The following is a 17,853-nucleotide window of genomic DNA, read 5'->3' on the forward strand; positions in this document are numbered from 1 at the left end:
GTATGGCATTTGAAGGATTAGCCGACCGACTGCAGCAGACGATTTCAAAAATCCGCGGCAAAGGAAAAGTGTCAGAGCAAGATGTAAAAGAAATGATGCGCGAGGTACGCCTTGCCCTTCTTGAAGCTGACGTCAATTTTAAAGTAGTCAAAGACTTTGTGAAAAAAGTAAGCGAGCGGGCAGTTGGACAAGAGGTCATGCAAAGTCTTACCCCAGGACAACAGGTCATTAAAGTTGTAAAAGAAGAGCTCACTGAATTAATGGGCGGGGAAGAGAGTAAAATCGCTGTAGCGAAAAAATCTCCGACTGTCATTATGATGGTTGGTCTTCAAGGGGCAGGTAAAACGACCACAACTGGAAAGCTTGCCAACTTACTTCGCAAAAAACATAATCGCAAGCCGATGATGGTGGCCGCTGATATTTACAGACCAGCAGCGATCCAGCAGCTTCAAACGCTTGGGAAACAGCTTGATATGCCCGTATTCTCATTAGGTGATCAAGTTAGTCCTGTCGAAATTGCCAAACAGGCAATTGAAAAAGCGAAAGAAGAACATCATGATTATGTCATTTTAGATACAGCAGGACGTCTTCATATTGATGAAGACTTAATGGATGAACTTCAGAAAGTAAAAGAAGTCGCAAATCCAGAAGAGATTTTCCTCGTTGTTGACTCGATGACTGGTCAAGATGCTGTCAATGTCGCAAAAAGCTTTAATGAACAGCTTGGTTTAACAGGTGTCGTTCTGACAAAACTAGACGGTGATACGCGAGGCGGGGCAGCACTATCAATTCGTGCAGTCACAAATACGCCGATTAAATTCGCCGCACTAGGTGAAAAGCTTGATGCAATTGAACCATTCCATCCAGAGCGGATGGCATCGAGAATTCTTGGCATGGGAGATGTGCTCACGCTTATTGAAAAAGCACAAGCAAACGTTGACCAAGATAAAGCGAAAGAGCTTGAACAAAAAATGCGGACAATGAGCTTCACGCTCGATGATTTCCTCGAGCAGCTTGGGCAGGTTCGCAACATGGGTCCACTTGATGAACTGATCCAAATGATGCCGGGAGCCGGTAAAATGAAAGGGCTCAAAAACGTCCAAGTAGACGAAAAGCAGCTCAATCACATCGAAGCGATCATTAAATCAATGACGACCGAAGAAAAAGAACAGCCAGAGGTCATCAATGCAAGCCGCAGAAAACGGATTGCAAAAGGAAGCGGAACATCTGTACAGGAAGTCAATCGCCTTTTAAAACAATTTGACGAAATGAAAAAGATGATGAAGCAAATGACCAATATGTCCAAAGGAAAGAAAAAAGGCGGCTTTAAATTACCATTTATGTAATTGGTTATACATGATAAAACCGTTGTTAAGAAAAAACACTTTACAAACCCTTTTATCATTGTTAATATACTATCTTGTTGAAATATTTTCGGAGGTGCTAGTAAAATGGCAGTAAAAATTCGTTTAAAACGTATGGGATCAAAAAGATCTCCTTTCTATCGTATTGTTGTAGCAGATTCTCGTTCACCACGTGACGGTCGTTTCATCGAAACAGTTGGAACATACAATCCAGTGTTATCACCAGCTGAGGTGAAAATCAACGAAGAATTAGCGCTTAAATGGCTTCAAAATGGTGCGAAACCATCTGATACAGTTCGTAACCTTTTCTCAAGCCAAGGAATTCTTGAAAAATTTCATAATGCGAAAAACAGCAAATAATGAATGAGCTGTCCTTGGAAGAATTGATTGTGTCCATCGTCGAGCCACTTGTTGATTTCCCTGAAGATATTCACGTATCTTCATTAGAAAAAGATGAGCAGGTCATTTACACACTGTCTGTCAATGCTGAAGATACCGGAAAAGTGATCGGAAAGCAGGGACGTACAGCTAAAGCGATACGAACAGTCATGTTTGCAGCAAGTGCAGAGTCTTCTAAGAAAGTTCAACTTGAGATTGCTGACTAAAAAGGGAGAGGGCTTAGGACCTCCCCTTTTTTTACACGTTTAAATCTATTTTTCGTTATACTGTAGAGGACAAATGCCTTCGGATAGGGGGACAAAAAGGAAGATGCAGATCATTCAACATGTCACCGTCATGCAAGTATTAACTGAAAGCAGTAAGGACAAACTGTTAACGACTTTTTTGGAGAAAAAAGAAAGACTAGAACGTGAGTGCAATCAACTATATTTTCAACTAAAAAAGCATGAAAAAGAACCACATCAGCAAGAAGCCATCCCTCAATTTCAAAAAGCCATTGAAAAAAGACAAGAGAAAATGAGGCAAATTGACTTTCAAGTCGAGCAGCTGCATATCTTGCCTCTTGGCAGTGAAATGAAAGAAACAGAAGTGGATGCGCTGATTGAAGTAAAAATAGGTGATAAATGGGATGACAAAATGCAAGACAATGTCATCGTCGTGAAAGACGGCACCATTGTGGAAATACGTCAGGGGTGATTATAGAACATGGAACTAGAATGGTTGAATGTCGGAAAGATCGTCAATACACATGGAGTGCGCGGAGAAGTACGTGTTGTGTCAAAGACTGATTTCCCAGAAGAACGCTACAAAAAAGGCAGCGTCCTTTATATTTTCAAACAAAATCAAAAAGAACCGCTAAAAGTGACTGTCGCATCACATAGACAGCACAAACAATTTGATTTACTGACATTTGAAGAAGTCGGTTCATTAAATGAAGCTGAGCAATTAAAAGAGTCGATTTTAAAAGTAGAAAAAGAACATCTTGGTTCATTAGATGAAGGGGAATTCTATTTCCACGAAATCATCGGCTGTGAAGTATATGATGAAGAGGACAAACTGATTGGTCAAATCAAAGAAGTTTTAACGCCAGGGGCAAATGATGTATGGGTGGTTGGAAGAAAAGGCAAAAAAGATGCCCTCATCCCTTATATTCCATCTGTCGTCAAAACAGTTGATATTTCATCCAAGAAAGTACACATTGAAGTGATGGAAGGACTCATTGACGAATGAAAATTGACTTTTTAACACTGTTTCCTGAAATGTTTGAAGGAGTGCTTCACTCATCGATCTTAAAAAAAGCTCAGGAAAAAGATGCGGTCTCATTTGATGTCGTGAATTTTAGGGAGTATTCCGATCATAAACATAAAACAGTGGATGACTATCCGTATGGCGGCGGTGCTGGCATGGTTCTGAAAGCACAGCCTGTATTTGATGCGGTAGAAGATTTAACGAAAAAAGCAAACAAGAAGCCCCGCATTATTCTTGTCTGTCCTCAAGGAGAAAGATATACACAAAAGAAAGCAGAAGAGCTTGCAAAAGAAGAGCATCTTATGTTCATTTGTGGCCACTATGAAGGCTACGATGAGCGCATCAGGGAGCATCTTGTCACAGATGAAATCTCAATCGGGGATTTCGTTCTCACAGGCGGAGAGCTGCCGGCGATGATGATTGCAGACAGTGTGGTCAGGCTTTTGCCTCATGTGCTTGGAAAAGAAGCGTCTCATATCGAAGATTCATTTAGTACAGGTCTGCTTGAGCATCCGCACTATACAAGACCAGCTGATTATAAAGGATTGAAAGTACCAGATGTGCTTCTCTCTGGAAATCATGCCAAAATTGAAGAGTGGCGGCGTAAAGAATCGTTGAAGCGAACCTATACAAGACGGCCAGATTTGATCGATTCTTGCAAAACATTAACGGATGAAGAAAAAAGATGGCTTTGGCAGCTTCATAATGACTAGATTGTATTGCACAAGGTATACAGGTGTGGTATGATACTACTTGTGACTTGGACGGCTTGCCGATTCAAGTTTGAAAACGATGTTCCGCTGCAATGAAGAAAGAGGACATGAGCATCTGTTGGAAGGAGTTGAAAACGATGCAACAATTGATTGAAGAAATCACAAAAGAACAATTACGCACTGATCTTCCTGCGTTCCGTCCTGGTGACACTTTACGTGTACACGTGAAAGTTGTCGAGGGTACTCGTGAGCGTATCCAGATCTTTGAAGGTGTTGTAATTAAGCGTCGTGGTGGTGGAATCAGCGAAACTTTCACAGTTCGTAAGATCTCTTACGGTGTAGGCGTTGAGCGTACATTCCCTGTACACACACCAAAAATCGCTAAGATCGAAGTTGTACGTCACGGTAAGGTACGTCGTGCGAAACTTTACTACCTACGTGAACTTCGCGGTAAAGCGGCTCGTATCAAAGAAATCAGACGATAATGATATCAAAGGAAAGAGCTTGTTACCTGTAACAGGCTCTTTTTTTGTACAATGTATAGAGACAACCGTTAGAAGAGAGAAGGTGCACATATGACAATTCAATGGTTTCCAGGCCATATGGCAAAAGCAAGACGGGAAGTCACAGAAAAATTAAAGCTCATCGACATCGTATTTGAATTAACCGATGCAAGAATTCCGATGTCCTCTAGAAACCCAATGATTGAAGAAATCCTCCAAAACAAACCGAAAATTATGCTTTTGAACAAAGCAGATAAAGCAGATCCTCGTATGACAAAAGAGTGGCAGGCACACTTTGAAGCGCAAGGTGTACGGTCACTTGCCATTAATTCTGTCGATGGACAAGGGTTAAATCAAATCATTACGACATCAAAAGAAATCTTAAAAGAAAAGTTCGATCGAATGAAAGCAAAAGGTGTTAAGCCGCGTGCCATTCGAGCTTTGATTATCGGAATTCCCAATGTCGGCAAATCAACGCTGATCAATCGGTTGGCAAAGAAAAATATTGCGAAAACAGGAGATCGACCTGGTATTACGACGTCACAACAATGGGTGAAGGTCGGAAAAGAACTTGAACTGCTCGATACCCCCGGAATTCTCTGGCCAAAATTTGAAGATGAACAAGTAGGTCTTAGGCTGGCCGTCACTGGAGCGATTAAAGACTCAATCATCAACTTGCAGGATGTCGCTGTGTATGCGCTCCGCTTTTTAGAAGAGCACTATCCAGAGCGGTTAAAAAAACGCTATGATTTAGCAGAAATACCTGAAGATACAGTTGAGCTGTTTGATGCCATTGGCACAAAACGCGGCTGTCTGATGAGTGGAGGATTCATTAATTACGACAAAACGACCGAAATCATTATTCGGGATATTCGAACGGAAAAATTTGGTCCCCTCACTTTTGAGAAGCCTGAAAGCTAAAAGACACGCAGCTCATGCGGGTCTTTATTTTTTGCGAAAAACTGCCGATATAAAGAAGGAGGCTGCGGAAAAGCCAATGTACACGGTCAAACAAATAAAAGAATTAATAGAACAACATGCTGACGACGAGTCATACATTCGTGAACTATTGAAAGACGATACAAGAAAAAGTGTCCATAAGCTGATGGGCAAATGGAACAAAGAGAGAGAAAAGCAGCAAGAACTACGTGCAGCATGGAAGCAAATGCTGCAATTTGAAACCAAAGCAAGAGCGCAAGGATACACTTGTATTGCAGGCATAGATGAAGCAGGAAGAGGACCACTGGCTGGCCCAGTTGTTGCGGCAGCTGTGATATTAAAAGAAGATACCGTCCTACTCGGTTTAAATGATTCAAAACAGCTATCTGAGAAAAAAAGAATGACCTATTATGAGCTCATTCAAAAGGAAGCACTCGACATCGGCATCGGCATTGTTGATGCGGCAACGATTGACGAAATGAATATATACGAAGCATCAAGACTGGCGATGGTGAAGGCTGTAAAGCAGCTCACTCACACACCTGATTATCTACTCATAGATGCGATGACGCTCCCGCTTCCTACTCAACAGGAGAATATCATCAAAGGAGATGCTAAAAGCGCATCTATCGCAGCTGGTGCATGTATTGCCAAAGTGACAAGGGACAAAATGATGGAAGAGTATGGACGCCAGTACCCTGAGTATCAATTTGAAAAACATAAAGGGTATGGAACGAAAGAGCACCTGGCTGCCATTCAAACACATGGCGCCACACCTATCCACCGGTTATCATTTGCACCAGTGAAATCTGTTATTTCATAAATATTTTGACACAAGGAGGCTGCCTGTGATGACAAGAGTTGAAGATATACATACTGCACTGAATAGTCGGCTGAATACGGCAGAATCTGTTCCGCTTAACACGGAAGGAAAGGAAAATATTCATCGGCTCATTCTCGGCAAAGTACTGAAAATGCTTGGGGATGATACAGCACTTGTTCAAATAGGTTCGACCAAAATCAAAGCGCAGCTAGCGGCTCAGCTCAAAGCCGATTCTTTCTACTGGTTCCAATTAGAACAAGAAGGTGGAGGCAGTCTGAGTAAATTAAGACCTGTTCAGCAATTTGACCAAGATCCTAAAACATTAAAGGATGCCGCAGCTAAACTACTAGAAGGTCTGTCGCTTAAAAATGGACTTGAACAAATGTTAACAGCTACAGCCTTTTTAAAAGAAAAACCGGTCATCAACGAAGCAGAGTTAAAAACGGCAGTAAAATGGATTGAACAACTTCAAGGCGCGGATATCAAAAAAGGCCTGCAAGCACTTCTTTTTGCTTTAAAGAAAGATTTGCCGATTCAGCAAGGAGTGCTCCAATCAATATTAGCGATGAAATCCCCCTCTGCACTTCATCAGGATGTGACAGCACTGCTAGATCGATTAACACAGCTTCCGAAGCAATCAGAAGCCACACAGGCTCTTACACAGGCCGTTCGTACGGTTGTGAATGCTGAGACAACTGTTCATGCAGAAAAGCTCTTATCGGTGCTTCTAGGAGCAAAAGAAGGTCAAACGAAGCAAGGAGAAAGCTTGCAGCAGGTGCAGCCTCATGTCAATCCGGCTCAGCAAACAAAGCAGAGCCAGCCCGCCGTTATACAAGGGCGACAGGTGGATACAGTGAATCAGAACAGCGTGCAGCAATTATTAAGTCCAAAACAGCTCCCGCTTCAGCAAATAGAACGCATTCTGACAAGCATCACAAAGCAAGGCACAGACGGACAGCAGCAGCTTGATGTAAAACAACTCACATCACTGGTTCAAGCAGTCCAGCAGGCAGGGCCACAGGCTGAGTCAAAGGCAGCCGTGCTTCAAAAGGAATTTCCGTTTCTTTCAAAAACAGAGGCGAACGCATTGGTAAAGGTCATTCAGCAGACTGAACCAGCATTAAGCAATAAAACCGATGTACTCGATTTACTGATGACGATGAAAAAAGCGATAGGTGTACGAGATGAAATTGGGATGCTGAAATTACTGGAAAAGGGCAGCCAAGATGTTAAAAGCCAAGAGCTTCACCAATTAAAGATGGTTTTAAATGATGCAAGGCAAGCTGATGTTCCGGAACCCGTAAAAAAAGAAATGGATCAATTATTTCATAGATTAAATGGGCAGTTACTAGTGCATCAGGAAAACCAAACAGTTAGTCAAATGATGGTTTCTTACCCTCTTTTCTCAAAACATAGTGTTCAAGATTTAACCTTTATTCTAAAAGGGCATAAGAAAAAAGATGGCTCTATTGATATTTCTCAGTGCCGTTTAATGTTTTATTTAAACATGGAGAACTTAGAAGAAACGTTAATAGACTGTACGATTCAGCAAAAAGTGATGTCAATTACAGTCGAGACGGCTCACGAACTTCAAGGGACCATTAATCCAATGATTCCAGCTGTTCGAGAGAATTTAAATGCCCTAGGGTATAGTTTAACGGGGATTACAGCGAAAAAGAGAGAAGAGCCAATTGATCCGTCTGACTTTCTAGATGAACACTTTCATAAAATCAGCGAGAAAGGGCTGGACTTACGAGTATGAAAGATTCAAAACCGCTTAGAAGAGCGGTCGCTCTACACTATGATGAAGAAAAACAAAAGGCGCCAAAAGTCGTTGCAACAGGCAGCGGCTATGTGGCTGATCATATTATTGAAGAAGCTCAAAAAGCTGGCGTCCCTATCCAAGAAGACCGTAATTTAGTAGAACTGATGCGCCACTTAACGCTCGATGAGGAAATCCCAGAAGCGTTATACGATACTGTAGCAGAAATATTTTCATTTATCTATCGGTTGGATCAAAAAATGAAAAAATAAGGTAAAATAAGTGTTTTGACTGAAAAATTTATATTTTTAATAAAATAAAAGTTTGAATGTTTAGAAGGATTTTACGATTTTACATAGAACCCTAGACATTCTCTTTTTTATTCTTTAAAATGAAAGCGCAGTCTATTTTATAATTTTTGTTTCTACATATGTTGGGAGGATGGGAAATGAATATCCATGAGTACCAAGGAAAAGAAATCCTAAGAAAATATGGGGTTTCAGTTCCAAATGGTAAAGTAGCATTTACACCTGATGAAGCAGTGAAAGCATCAGAAGAGCTAGGAAGCTCTGTATATGTCGTAAAAGCACAGATTCATGCAGGCGGCCGTGGTAAAGCAGGTGGGGTAAAAATTGCAAAAACAAAAGATGAAGTGAAAGGGTTTGCAGAGGAATTGCTCGGCAAGACACTTGTCACACATCAAACAGGGCCTGAAGGGCGCGAAATAAAACGCTTACTTATTGAAGAAGGCTGCGATATTCAAAAAGAGTACTATGTAGGACTCGTTTTGGATAGAGCGACATCAAGAATTGTTTTGATGGCTTCTGAAGAAGGCGGTACTGAAATTGAAGAAGTAGCAGAAAAAACGCCAGAAAAAATCGTGAAAGTGGTCATCGACCCAGCGATTGGTCTCCAAGCCTATCAGGCGAGAGAAGTTGCGTTTAAAATTAATATTCCAACAAAATTAGTTGGTCAAGCTGTTAAGTTTATGACAAGCCTTTACAATGCGTTTATTGAAAAGGATTGTTCAATTGCCGAGATAAATCCTCTTGTTGTAACAGGTGATGGAAAAGTCATGGCACTTGACGCAAAATTAAACTTTGATAGCAATGCCTTATATAGACAAAAAGATATATTAGAATACCGTGACCTTGATGAAGAAGATCCAAAAGAGATTGAAGCATCTAAATATGACCTAAGCTACATTTCTCTAGATGGGAATATTGGCTGTATGGTGAATGGAGCAGGCCTTGCGATGTCTACAATGGATATCATCAAGCATTACGGCGGGGACCCTGCAAACTTCCTTGATGTTGGCGGCGGTGCAACTGCTGAAAAAGTAACGGAAGCATTTAAAATCATCTTATCTGATCAAAATGTCAAAGGGATTTTCGTGAACATTTTTGGCGGCATCATGAAATGTGATGTCATCGCAGAAGGTGTTGTTGAAGCGACGAAACAAGTCGGCTTAACATTACCACTCGTTGTACGTCTTGAAGGAACTAACGTTGAATTAGGGAAGAAAATCCTAAGTGATTCAGGCTTAAATATCACTTCTGCTGAGTCTATGGCTGACGGGGCAGAAAAGATCGTATCTTTAGTCAAGTAGAGCAGAAAGGCAGGGAACCTAAATGAGTGTATTTATTAATAAAAATACGAGAGTAATTGTTCAGGGGATTACCGGTTCAACCGCATTATTCCATACAAAACAAATGATTGAGTATGGAACAAATATCGTTGGCGGTGTCACACCTGGAAAAGGTGGAACTGAAGTAGAGGGAGTTCCTGTATTTAATACTGTATCTGAAGCAGTACAGACAACTGGAGCAAATGCTTCTGTTATCTATGTACCAGCACCATTTGCAGCAGACGCCATTTTAGAGGCTGTTGATGCAGAAGTGGATCTAGTGATTTGTATCACAGAACACATTCCAGTTCTGGATATGGTTAAAGTGAAACGCTATATGGAAGGTAAGAAGACAAGACTTGTTGGACCGAACTGTCCTGGCGTGATTACACCTGAAGAATGTAAAATTGGCATCATGCCTGGCTACATTCATAAAAAAGGTCATGTTGGTGTTGTGTCTCGTTCTGGAACGCTTACATATGAAGCGGTACATCAGCTTTCAGAGGCTGGTGTTGGTCAATCAACAGCTGTAGGAATTGGCGGAGACCCTGTCAATGGCACGAACTTTATTGATGTATTAAAAGCCTTTAATGAAGATCCTGAAACGCATGCTGTGATCATGATTGGTGAAATCGGTGGTACTGCTGAAGAAGAAGCAGCTGAATGGGTAAAAGCAAATATGACCAAGCCGGTTGTTGGCTTTATTGGCGGTAAAACAGCGCCTCCAGGAAAACGTATGGGACATGCTGGTGCCATTATTTCTGGTGGTAAAGGAACTGCTGATGAAAAAGTAAAAACAATGCGTGAATGTGGAATTGAAGTGGCAGAGACACCATCTGTCATGGGAGAAACCTTAATTAAAGTGTTAAAAGAGAAGAATCTCTTCGAAGCTTGTAAAACGCATTAATGACACAAGAAGACTTGTTCTTTGACAAGTCTTCTTCTTTCTATCTTAAACTGGAGGAATGGTATGTACAACGTGTCCGAAAGAATGATTTTTCACCGCTTAAAAGGCCTCATCTCACCCTCTTTGTTAACAAAATGGTGGAAAGTCGATCCTGAGCTATATATAAATGAAGAAACACATCATTTCAAACAGGATCGATCATTACAAAAGATCGACTTTACCCGCTTACAACAAGCTGAAGAAAATGAATTCCCCATTTTTCAACACATCGTTCAAGCCTATTTAAAGCAAAATATTCACATGATTCCCATCACATCACCTTTATATCCCAGTTCACTAAAACACATTTATGATCCTCCCCCAGTATTATTCCTAAAAGGAAACGTTACCTATTTAAATGAAGAAAAAAGTTTAGGTGTAGTAGGTACACGAGTGCCATCCTCTTATGGAGAAGCGTGCGTGAAGAAACTTGTTGGAGAACTTGTAGAGGAAGATTGGATGATTGTGAGTGGTTTAGCAAAAGGAATTGATGGACTTGCACACAAAGAGTGCATAAGAAAAAAAGGAAAAACGATTGGTGTTGTAGCTGGCGGCTTTCAACATGTATATCCAAAAGAACATGTGCAAATGGCTCAATATATGGGAGAACATCATTTACTGTTGTCAGAGCATCCGCCTTATATCAAACCAGAAAAATGGCATTTTCCAATGAGAAACCGATTAATTAGTGCCCTGACAAGAGGAACCATCGTGGTCCAGTGCAAAGAAAAGAGCGGTTCGCTTATTACAGCCTACCAGGCATTAGAGCAAGGAAAAGAAGTGTTTGCTGTTGCAGGATCGATCTTTGATTCTAATTCTATAGGTCCAGCTAGACTGATTCAGCAAGGTGCCAAGCTTGTTCATTCAACGAAGGATATTTTAGAGGAATTCTCCTTGAGTGGTGTTCAATATACTGAACTCCCATAAAAATATCGTTTGACAAAAGACATCGGAATATTTAATAATAGTGAGGATTTAAGTTTACACTTTGTTTTTCGTGTTTATAATGATGTTCATCATAAAGAATTTTTAACGATTGCCTGTTAGATAGGTGCAATTAACATAAATATAAATTTGTGAAATGGATAAAGAGAGAACACCTCTTAAGGGGGATTTTGAGTATGGCTGATTATTTAGTCATCGTTGAGTCGCCAGCAAAGGCGAAAACGATTGAGCGTTATTTAGGAAAAAAGTATAAAGTAAAGGCTTCAATGGGGCACGTAAGGGATTTACCGAAAAGTCAGCTTGGTGTTGACACTGAGCATGACTTCGAACCGAGATATATTACGATTCGAGGAAAAGGTCCAGTCTTAAAAGAATTAAAAACAGCAGCGAAAAAAGCAAAAAAAGTATATCTCGCAGCTGACCCCGACAGAGAGGGAGAAGCGATTGCTTGGCATTTAGCCCACAGCCTTGACCTTGACCTCTCTTCAGATTGCCGCGTTGTCTTTAACGAGATTACAAAAGATGCAATTAAAGATTCCTTTAAACATCCACGTATGATCGATATGGACTTGGTTGATGCGCAGCAGGCAAGACGAATCTTAGATCGTCTCGTTGGATATAAAATCAGCCCAATTTTATGGAAGAAAGTCAAAAAGGGCTTAAGCGCCGGTCGTGTTCAATCAGTTGCACTCCGCCTGATTATTGACCGCGAGAATGAAATTAATGAATTCAAACCAGAAGAATACTGGACAATTGATGGTACCTTCCTAAAGGGGAAAGAAAGCTTTGAAGCTAGTTTCTTTGGCGTAAATGGCAAAAAACATCCGCTAAAAACAAAAGAAGATGTAAAAGAAATCCTTTCGAAATTAAAAGGAAGCAAGTTTTCTGTTGAAAAAGTGACGAAAAAAGAACGTAAACGCAACCCAGCTGTTCCGTTTACAACATCTACCTTACAACAAGAGGCAGCGAGAAAACTAAACTTCCGTGCGAAGAAAACGATGATGATTGCACAGCAACTATATGAAGGAATTGATCTTGGTAAAGAAGGTACAGTAGGTCTCATTACATATATGAGAACGGACTCGACACGTATTTCCAATACGGCAATTGAAGAAGTATCTGCTTTCATTGATCAAACGTATGGCAAGAATTTCTTGAATACAACAAAACGTACTGCCAAAAAGAATGAAAATGCACAGGATGCTCACGAAGCCATCCGTCCGACTTCTACGCTAAGAAAACCAGCAGATGTCAAACACGTGCTAAGCAGAGATCAGCTTCGTCTTTATAAATTGATTTGGGAACGTTTTGTGGCAAGCCAAATGGCACCAGCTGTTCTTGATACAATGAGTGTGGATCTTGAAAATAACGGGCTTACTTTCCGTGCAAATGGAAGTAAGGTGAAATTCCCTGGATTTATGAAAGTATATGTTGAAGGGAAGGACGACCAGTTAGAAGAAAAGGACAAAATGCTTCCTGATCTGAAAGAGGGAGACACCGTTCTTTCAAAAGATATTGAACCAGAGCAGCACTTTACGCAGCCGCCTCCACGCTACACTGAGGCTAGACTTGTCAAAACCCTTGAAGAGCTAGGTATCGGCCGACCATCGACGTATGCACCAACATTAGATACCATTCAAAAGCGCGGCTACGTGGCACTTGATAACAAACGGTTTATTCCAACAGAGCTTGGAGAGATTGTGCTCAACTTAATTATTGAATTCTTCCCTGAAATCATTAACGTAGAATTTACTGCGAAAATGGAAAAAGAACTTGATAGCGTTGAAGAAGGTACGATTGAATGGGTACGCATTATCGACAGTTTCTATCAAGATTTTGCAAAACGGGTAGAAAAAGCAGAAGCAGAGATGCAGGAAGTTGAGATCGAGCCTGAATACGCCGGAGTTGATTGCGAAGAGTGTGGTCATCCAATGGTGTACAAAATGGGGAGATACGGTAAGTTCATGGCATGCTCTAATTTCCCTGACTGCCGTAACACAAAACCAATTGTCAAAGATATTGGTGTCAAATGCCCAACTTGTCACGAAGGAAATATCGTTGAACGGAAATCTAAGAAGCGCCGCATTTTTTACGGTTGCGATCGTTTTCCAGAGTGTGAATTCGTCTCTTGGGACAAACCAATTGAAAGAAAGTGTCCAAAATGCGAAAATATGCTTGTAGAGAAAAAGCTGAAAAAAGGCATTCAAGTTCAATGTGTGAACTGTGATTATAAAGAGGAACAACAAAAATAGCGGTGAGCAGCCTTGTTCACCTGCTTTTTTATGTCATCAAATAGAACTTACGAAATAGGAGAGTTGTACAATGAGTCAATTTGTAAATGTGATCGGAGCAGGTTTAGCAGGAAGTGAAGCGGCATGGCAGATTGCTAAGCGCGGAATTAAAGTTCATCTGTATGAAATGAGACCTGTCAAACAAACACCAGCTCACCACACTGATAAATTTGCGGAGCTCGTATGCAGTAACTCATTGCGTGCGAACGCTTTAACAAACGCAGTAGGTGTACTAAAGGAAGAAATGCGTCATTTAGACTCAGCAATCATCGCAGCAGCAGATGAAAGCTCGGTTCCTGCTGGTGGAGCGCTTGCAGTAGATCGTCATGAATTTGCAGCTAACGTCACAGACCGCGTGAAAAATCACCCGAATGTGACGGTCTTTCAAGAAGAAGTGCAAAGCATTCCAGAAGGTCCGACGATTATCGCAACGGGTCCTCTAACATCAGAAGCACTTTCAAAAGAATTAAAATCCTTAACAGGTGAAGAGTATTTATATTTCTACGATGCAGCAGCGCCGATCCTCGAGAAAGACAGCATCGATATGGATAAAGTGTACTTGAAATCACGTTATGATAAAGGGGAAGCGGCTTATTTAAACTGTCCGATGACAGAAGAAGAATTCGATCGTTTTTATGAGGCGCTCATTTCTGCTGAAACTGTGCCGTTAAAAGAGTTCGAAAAAGAAATCTTCTTCGAAGGCTGTATGCCCATTGAAGTCATGGCCAAAAGAGGGAAAAAAACCATGTTGTTTGGCCCGATGAAACCAGTTGGACTTGAAGATCCAAAAACAGGGAAAAGACCTTACGCTGTTGTTCAATTAAGACAGGATGATGCAGCAGGTACTTTATATAATATTGTTGGGTTCCAAACACATCTAAAATGGGGCGATCAAAAGGAAGTATTCCGTTTGATCCCAGGTCTTGAAGAGGCAGAGATTGTTCGCTATGGTGTGATGCACCGTAATACATTTATTAACTCACCAAGCCTTCTAAAACCGACGTATCAATTTAAAAATAGAGACGACTTATTCTTTGCCGGACAAATGACTGGTGTTGAAGGATATGTTGAGTCCGCGGCTTCAGGATTAGTGGCTGGAATCAACGCAGCTCGTTTTGTTAAAGGAGAAGAGCTTGTGACACTTCCAGAAGAAACAGCGATTGGCAGTATGGCTTACTACATCACATCAACAAACAAGAAAAGCTTCCAGCCGATGAATGCAAACTTTGGCTTGCTGAAAGATCTTGGCGTTCGAATTAAAAACAAACAAGAGCGTTATGCAGAGTACGCTAAACGCGCAATCGAAACTATTCAAACTATTTCGAAATCTCTGTAGTAAAACATTGCACGGGAAGCAAGATATGTGATACCATTTAAAAGCCTTAAAGAGGTGTAAAAATGACAGATAAACAGCGTCTTGTCCACTTATTCATTGAATATTTGCAGATTGAAAAGAACTATTCAGCTTTAACGATCTCGGGTTATACTGAGGCGATTGAAGAGTTTGTCAGATTTATGAACATTCAAGGAATAGACGGTTTTGAAGAGGTATCCTATCAAGATACGAGAATTTATTTAACAGAAGCTTATGAAAAAGGCCTTACAAGAAGAACGATTAGTAAGAAAGTCTCTGCACTTCGCAGCTTTTATAAATTTTTATTAAGAGAACAGCTTGTGAAAGAAAATCCTTTTTTACTCGTTAGCTTACCAAAGCAGGATAAGCGAATTCCTTCATTTTTGTATGAAGAGGAACTAAAAGAGCTATTTACAGTTTCTGATGTAAATACACCGCTTGGTCAGAGAAATCAAGCCATTTTAGAACTTCTTTATGCAACAGGTATGAGGGTCAGTGAGTTATGTTCATTAAAAGAATCTGATCTTGATTTATCGATGGATACAGTGCTTGTTCATGGGAAAGGCAGCAAACAACGGTATGTACCTTTCGGCTCTTATGCACATGAAGCGCTCTCCACATATTTAGAGGATGGAAGGCAGAAGCTGAAAGTGAAGGGAAAAGATCGTGCTGATTCACATGTGTTTTTGAATCAGCGCGGAGCTCCTCTTACAGACAGAGGCGTTCGATTCATTCTAACTGAATTAATGAAAAAGGCGTCTGGCACATTACATATCCATCCTCACATGTTAAGGCACACCTTTGCTACGCATCTTTTAAACGAGGGAGCGGATTTAAGAAGTGTTCAAGAACTTCTCGGTCACTCAAATTTATCATCAACACAGGTGTACACGCATGTATCAAAAGATTCTTTAAGAAAAACGTACATGTCTCATCACCCAAGGGCTTTTAAACGATCCTAAAAGGAGGTTTTTTCATGTCATCATTTCATGCAACCACAATCTTTGCCGTTCAACATAAAGGAAAAAGTGCGATGGCTGGAGACGGTCAAGTCACTTTTGGGCAGGCTGTCGTCATGAAACACACAGCAAAAAAAGTGCGCCGTCTTTTCGGAGGCAAAGTACTCGCAGGTTTTGCTGGTTCAGTTGCAGATGCATTTACACTCTTTGAGAAGTTTGAAACGAAGCTTGAAGAATACGGTGGTAACCTAAAACGAGCAGCTGTAGAACTGGCGAAAGAATGGCGAAGTGACAAGATGCTCAGACAGCTTGAGGCCATGCTGATCGTCATGAATAAAGAAAGCATCCTGCTCGTATCTGGAACAGGAGAGGTCATCGAGCCAGACGATGGCATTTTGGCTATCGGGTCAGGCGGTAACTACGCGCTTAGCGCCGGGAGAGCACTCAAAAAACATGCAGGTGACCATCTCTCAGCTCGAGAGATTGCAAAGGCGGCTCTTGAAACGGCCGGAGAAATCTGTGTCTACACGAACGATCAAATCACTTTAGAAGAGCTTGAATAGAAAGGACATGAGACGTATGGAGAAAAAGCCGTTCACCCCAAGAGAGATAGTTGAAAAGCTCGATCAGTACATTATTGGTCAGCTTGATGCGAAAAAAGCAGTGGCGGTGGCTTTAAGAAACCGTTACAGAAGAAGTCTTTTACATGATAAGCTAAAGGATGAAGTCGTTCCTAAAAACATCTTAATGATTGGTCCGACAGGTGTGGGGAAAACAGAAATTGCCCGCAGAATTGCAAGGATTTCTGGTGCACCTTTCATTAAAGTGGAAGCGACGAAGTTTACTGAAGTTGGATATGTCGGACGTGACGTAGAATCAATGGTCAGAGATTTAGTGGAAACAGCAATCAGACTAGTCAAAGAAGAAAAAATGAAGGATGTTCAAGAAGAAGCGGAAAAACAAGCAAACAAACGGCTTGTTCATCTACTTGTTCCTGGAAAGAAAAAAAGTCAGTCTGTGAAAAATCCTTTTGAGATGCTGTTTGGTGGTTCTGATGCTGATGAAAGTGATCGAGATCACTCAAGTGAAGAAGTAGAGCTTGAGTCGACGAGAAAACGCATTGCGCACCAGCTGGCGATGGGTGAACTTGAAGACCATTACGTCACGATTGAAGTCGAAGAGCAGCAGCCTTCCATGTTTGATATGCTTCAAGGCTCGGGTATGGAGCAAATGGGTATGAACATGCAGGATGCGCTTAGCAATCTCATGCCTAAAAAGAAAAAACGCAGAAAGCTGACCGTCAGAGAAGCGAGAAAAGCGTTAACTGCTGAGGAAGCTTCAAAACTGATTGATATGGATGAAGTCGGTCAGGAAGCCGTGCAAAAAGCAGAGCAGCAAGGAATAATCTTTATCGATGAGATCGATAAAATTGCCAAAAGCGGTGGTGCATCGTCTGCAGATGTTTCTCGTGAAGGGGTTCAACGTGATATTTTACCGATTGTAGAAGGTTCCACTGTGATGACGAAGTATGGGGCTGTGAAAACAGATCATGTTCTATTTGTAGCAGCAGGCGCTTTTCATATGGCGAAACCCTCGGATTTGATTCCAGAGCTTCAAGGACGCTTCCCAATCCGTGTAGAATTAGATAAATTAAGTATAGAAGACTTTGTGAAAATCTTAACGGAACCAGATAACGCGTTATTAAAGCAATATAAGGCTCTACTTGAAACAGAAGGTATATCTCTTGAATTTTCTGACGATGCTATTCATAAGATTGCCGAAGTGGCTTATCACGTCAATCAGGAGACGGATAACATCGGTGCAAGAAGGCTTCACACCATACTTGAGAAGCTGCTAGAAGAGCTCTCATTTGAGGCGCCTGATATTACAATGGAAACAGTGACCATTACCCCTCAGTATGTAGAAGAGAAGCTAGGAAAGATTGCAAATAATAAAGACTTAAGTCAATTTATACTTTAA

Annotated in this window: 19 protein-coding genes; all 19 read left to right on the forward strand. The window is 41.1% G+C overall.

Features of this window, described 5'->3' with window-relative positions:
• Positions 1-2 precede the first annotated feature (2 nt).
• The 19 genes from ffh (at position 3) to hslU (ending at position 17,853) form a co-directional block, all read left to right on the forward strand.
• The gene (gene ffh, locus NST24_RS07905; RefSeq protein WP_008344842.1) at positions 3-1,346 is read left to right on the forward strand and encodes a signal recognition particle protein; all 1,344 of its coding nucleotides are present in this window, start codon (positions 3-5) and stop codon (positions 1,344-1,346) included.
• Positions 1,347-1,451: 105 nt separating this feature from the next.
• Positions 1,452-1,724 carry a 30S ribosomal protein S16 gene (rpsP, locus tag NST24_RS07910; protein WP_003212139.1) on the forward strand — a complete coding sequence of 91 codons (273 nt, stop codon included), beginning with the start codon at positions 1,452-1,454 and terminating at the stop codon, positions 1,722-1,724.
• The gene (locus tag NST24_RS07915; protein ID WP_012009937.1) at positions 1,724-1,969 is read left to right on the forward strand and encodes a KH domain-containing protein; all 246 of its coding nucleotides are present in this window, start codon (positions 1,724-1,726) and stop codon (positions 1,967-1,969) included. The genes rpsP and NST24_RS07915 overlap by 1 nt, the downstream gene beginning before the upstream one ends.
• Before the next feature lie 103 nt (positions 1,970-2,072).
• Positions 2,073-2,459, forward strand: a complete 387-nt coding sequence (locus tag NST24_RS07920) for a YlqD family protein (RefSeq protein ID WP_008344839.1) — start codon at positions 2,073-2,075, stop codon at positions 2,457-2,459.
• Between the two features lie 9 nt (positions 2,460-2,468).
• A complete protein-coding gene (rimM, locus tag NST24_RS07925; protein WP_008344836.1) occupies positions 2,469-2,993 on the forward strand; it encodes a ribosome maturation factor RimM in 525 nt (174 codons plus the stop codon).
• The gene (gene trmD / locus NST24_RS07930) at positions 2,990-3,724 is read left to right on the forward strand and encodes a tRNA (guanosine(37)-N1)-methyltransferase TrmD (protein ID WP_007499635.1); all 735 of its coding nucleotides are present in this window, start codon (positions 2,990-2,992) and stop codon (positions 3,722-3,724) included. The genes rimM and trmD overlap by 4 nt, the downstream gene beginning before the upstream one ends.
• Positions 3,725-3,861: 137 nt before the next feature.
• Positions 3,862-4,209, forward strand: a complete 348-nt coding sequence (rplS, locus tag NST24_RS07935) for a 50S ribosomal protein L19 (protein ID WP_008344834.1) — start codon at positions 3,862-3,864, stop codon at positions 4,207-4,209.
• 90 nt (positions 4,210-4,299) lie between these two features.
• Entirely contained in the window at positions 4,300-5,148 is an 849-nt protein-coding gene (ylqF, locus tag NST24_RS07940; protein WP_007499632.1) for a ribosome biogenesis GTPase YlqF, read from the forward strand.
• A 76-nt stretch (positions 5,149-5,224) separates the two neighbouring features.
• Positions 5,225-5,989, forward strand: a complete 765-nt coding sequence (locus NST24_RS07945) for a ribonuclease HII (protein WP_110487246.1) — start codon at positions 5,225-5,227, stop codon at positions 5,987-5,989.
• Between the two features lie 28 nt (positions 5,990-6,017).
• Positions 6,018-7,751 carry a glycosyltransferase gene (locus NST24_RS07950; RefSeq protein ID WP_342462511.1) on the forward strand — a complete coding sequence of 578 codons (1,734 nt, stop codon included), beginning with the start codon at positions 6,018-6,020 and terminating at the stop codon, positions 7,749-7,751.
• Entirely contained in the window at positions 7,748-8,023 is a 276-nt protein-coding gene (locus NST24_RS07955) for a FlhB-like flagellar biosynthesis protein (protein WP_008344827.1), read from the forward strand. Before NST24_RS07950 ends, NST24_RS07955 begins: the two co-directional genes overlap by 4 nt.
• A gap of 176 nt (positions 8,024-8,199) precedes the next feature.
• A complete protein-coding gene (sucC, locus tag NST24_RS07960; RefSeq protein ID WP_008344824.1) occupies positions 8,200-9,360 on the forward strand; it encodes an ADP-forming succinate--CoA ligase subunit beta in 1,161 nt (386 codons plus the stop codon).
• 22 nt (positions 9,361-9,382) lie between these two features.
• Positions 9,383-10,285 carry a succinate--CoA ligase subunit alpha gene (gene sucD / locus NST24_RS07965; protein ID WP_007499624.1) on the forward strand — a complete coding sequence of 301 codons (903 nt, stop codon included), beginning with the start codon at positions 9,383-9,385 and terminating at the stop codon, positions 10,283-10,285.
• 63 nt (positions 10,286-10,348) lie between these two features.
• Entirely contained in the window at positions 10,349-11,251 is a 903-nt protein-coding gene (dprA, locus tag NST24_RS07970) for a DNA-processing protein DprA (protein WP_024720349.1), read from the forward strand.
• 194 nt (positions 11,252-11,445) lie between these two features.
• A complete protein-coding gene (gene topA, locus NST24_RS07975) occupies positions 11,446-13,521 on the forward strand; it encodes a type I DNA topoisomerase (RefSeq protein ID WP_008344821.1) in 2,076 nt (691 codons plus the stop codon).
• 70 nt (positions 13,522-13,591) lie between these two features.
• A complete protein-coding gene (gene trmFO / locus NST24_RS07980; protein WP_007499618.1) occupies positions 13,592-14,896 on the forward strand; it encodes an FADH(2)-oxidizing methylenetetrahydrofolate--tRNA-(uracil(54)-C(5))-methyltransferase TrmFO in 1,305 nt (434 codons plus the stop codon).
• Positions 14,897-14,958: 62 nt separating this feature from the next.
• Positions 14,959-15,876 (forward strand): tyrosine recombinase XerC, encoded by a 918-nt coding sequence (xerC, locus tag NST24_RS07985; RefSeq protein ID WP_007499616.1) that lies wholly within the window; start codon positions 14,959-14,961, stop codon positions 15,874-15,876.
• A gap of 14 nt (positions 15,877-15,890) precedes the next feature.
• On the forward strand, positions 15,891-16,436 hold the full coding sequence (gene hslV / locus NST24_RS07990) for an ATP-dependent protease subunit HslV (RefSeq protein ID WP_007499614.1): 546 nt from the start codon (positions 15,891-15,893) through the stop codon (positions 16,434-16,436).
• 16 nt (positions 16,437-16,452) lie between these two features.
• Positions 16,453-17,853 (forward strand): HslU--HslV peptidase ATPase subunit, encoded by a 1,401-nt coding sequence (hslU, locus tag NST24_RS07995; protein ID WP_008344818.1) that lies wholly within the window; start codon positions 16,453-16,455, stop codon positions 17,851-17,853.

It is taken from the genome of Bacillus sp. FSL R5-0286, from assembly GCF_038593245.1.
Taxonomy (GTDB): Bacteria; Bacillota; Bacilli; order Bacillales; family Bacillaceae; genus Bacillus; species Bacillus altitudinis.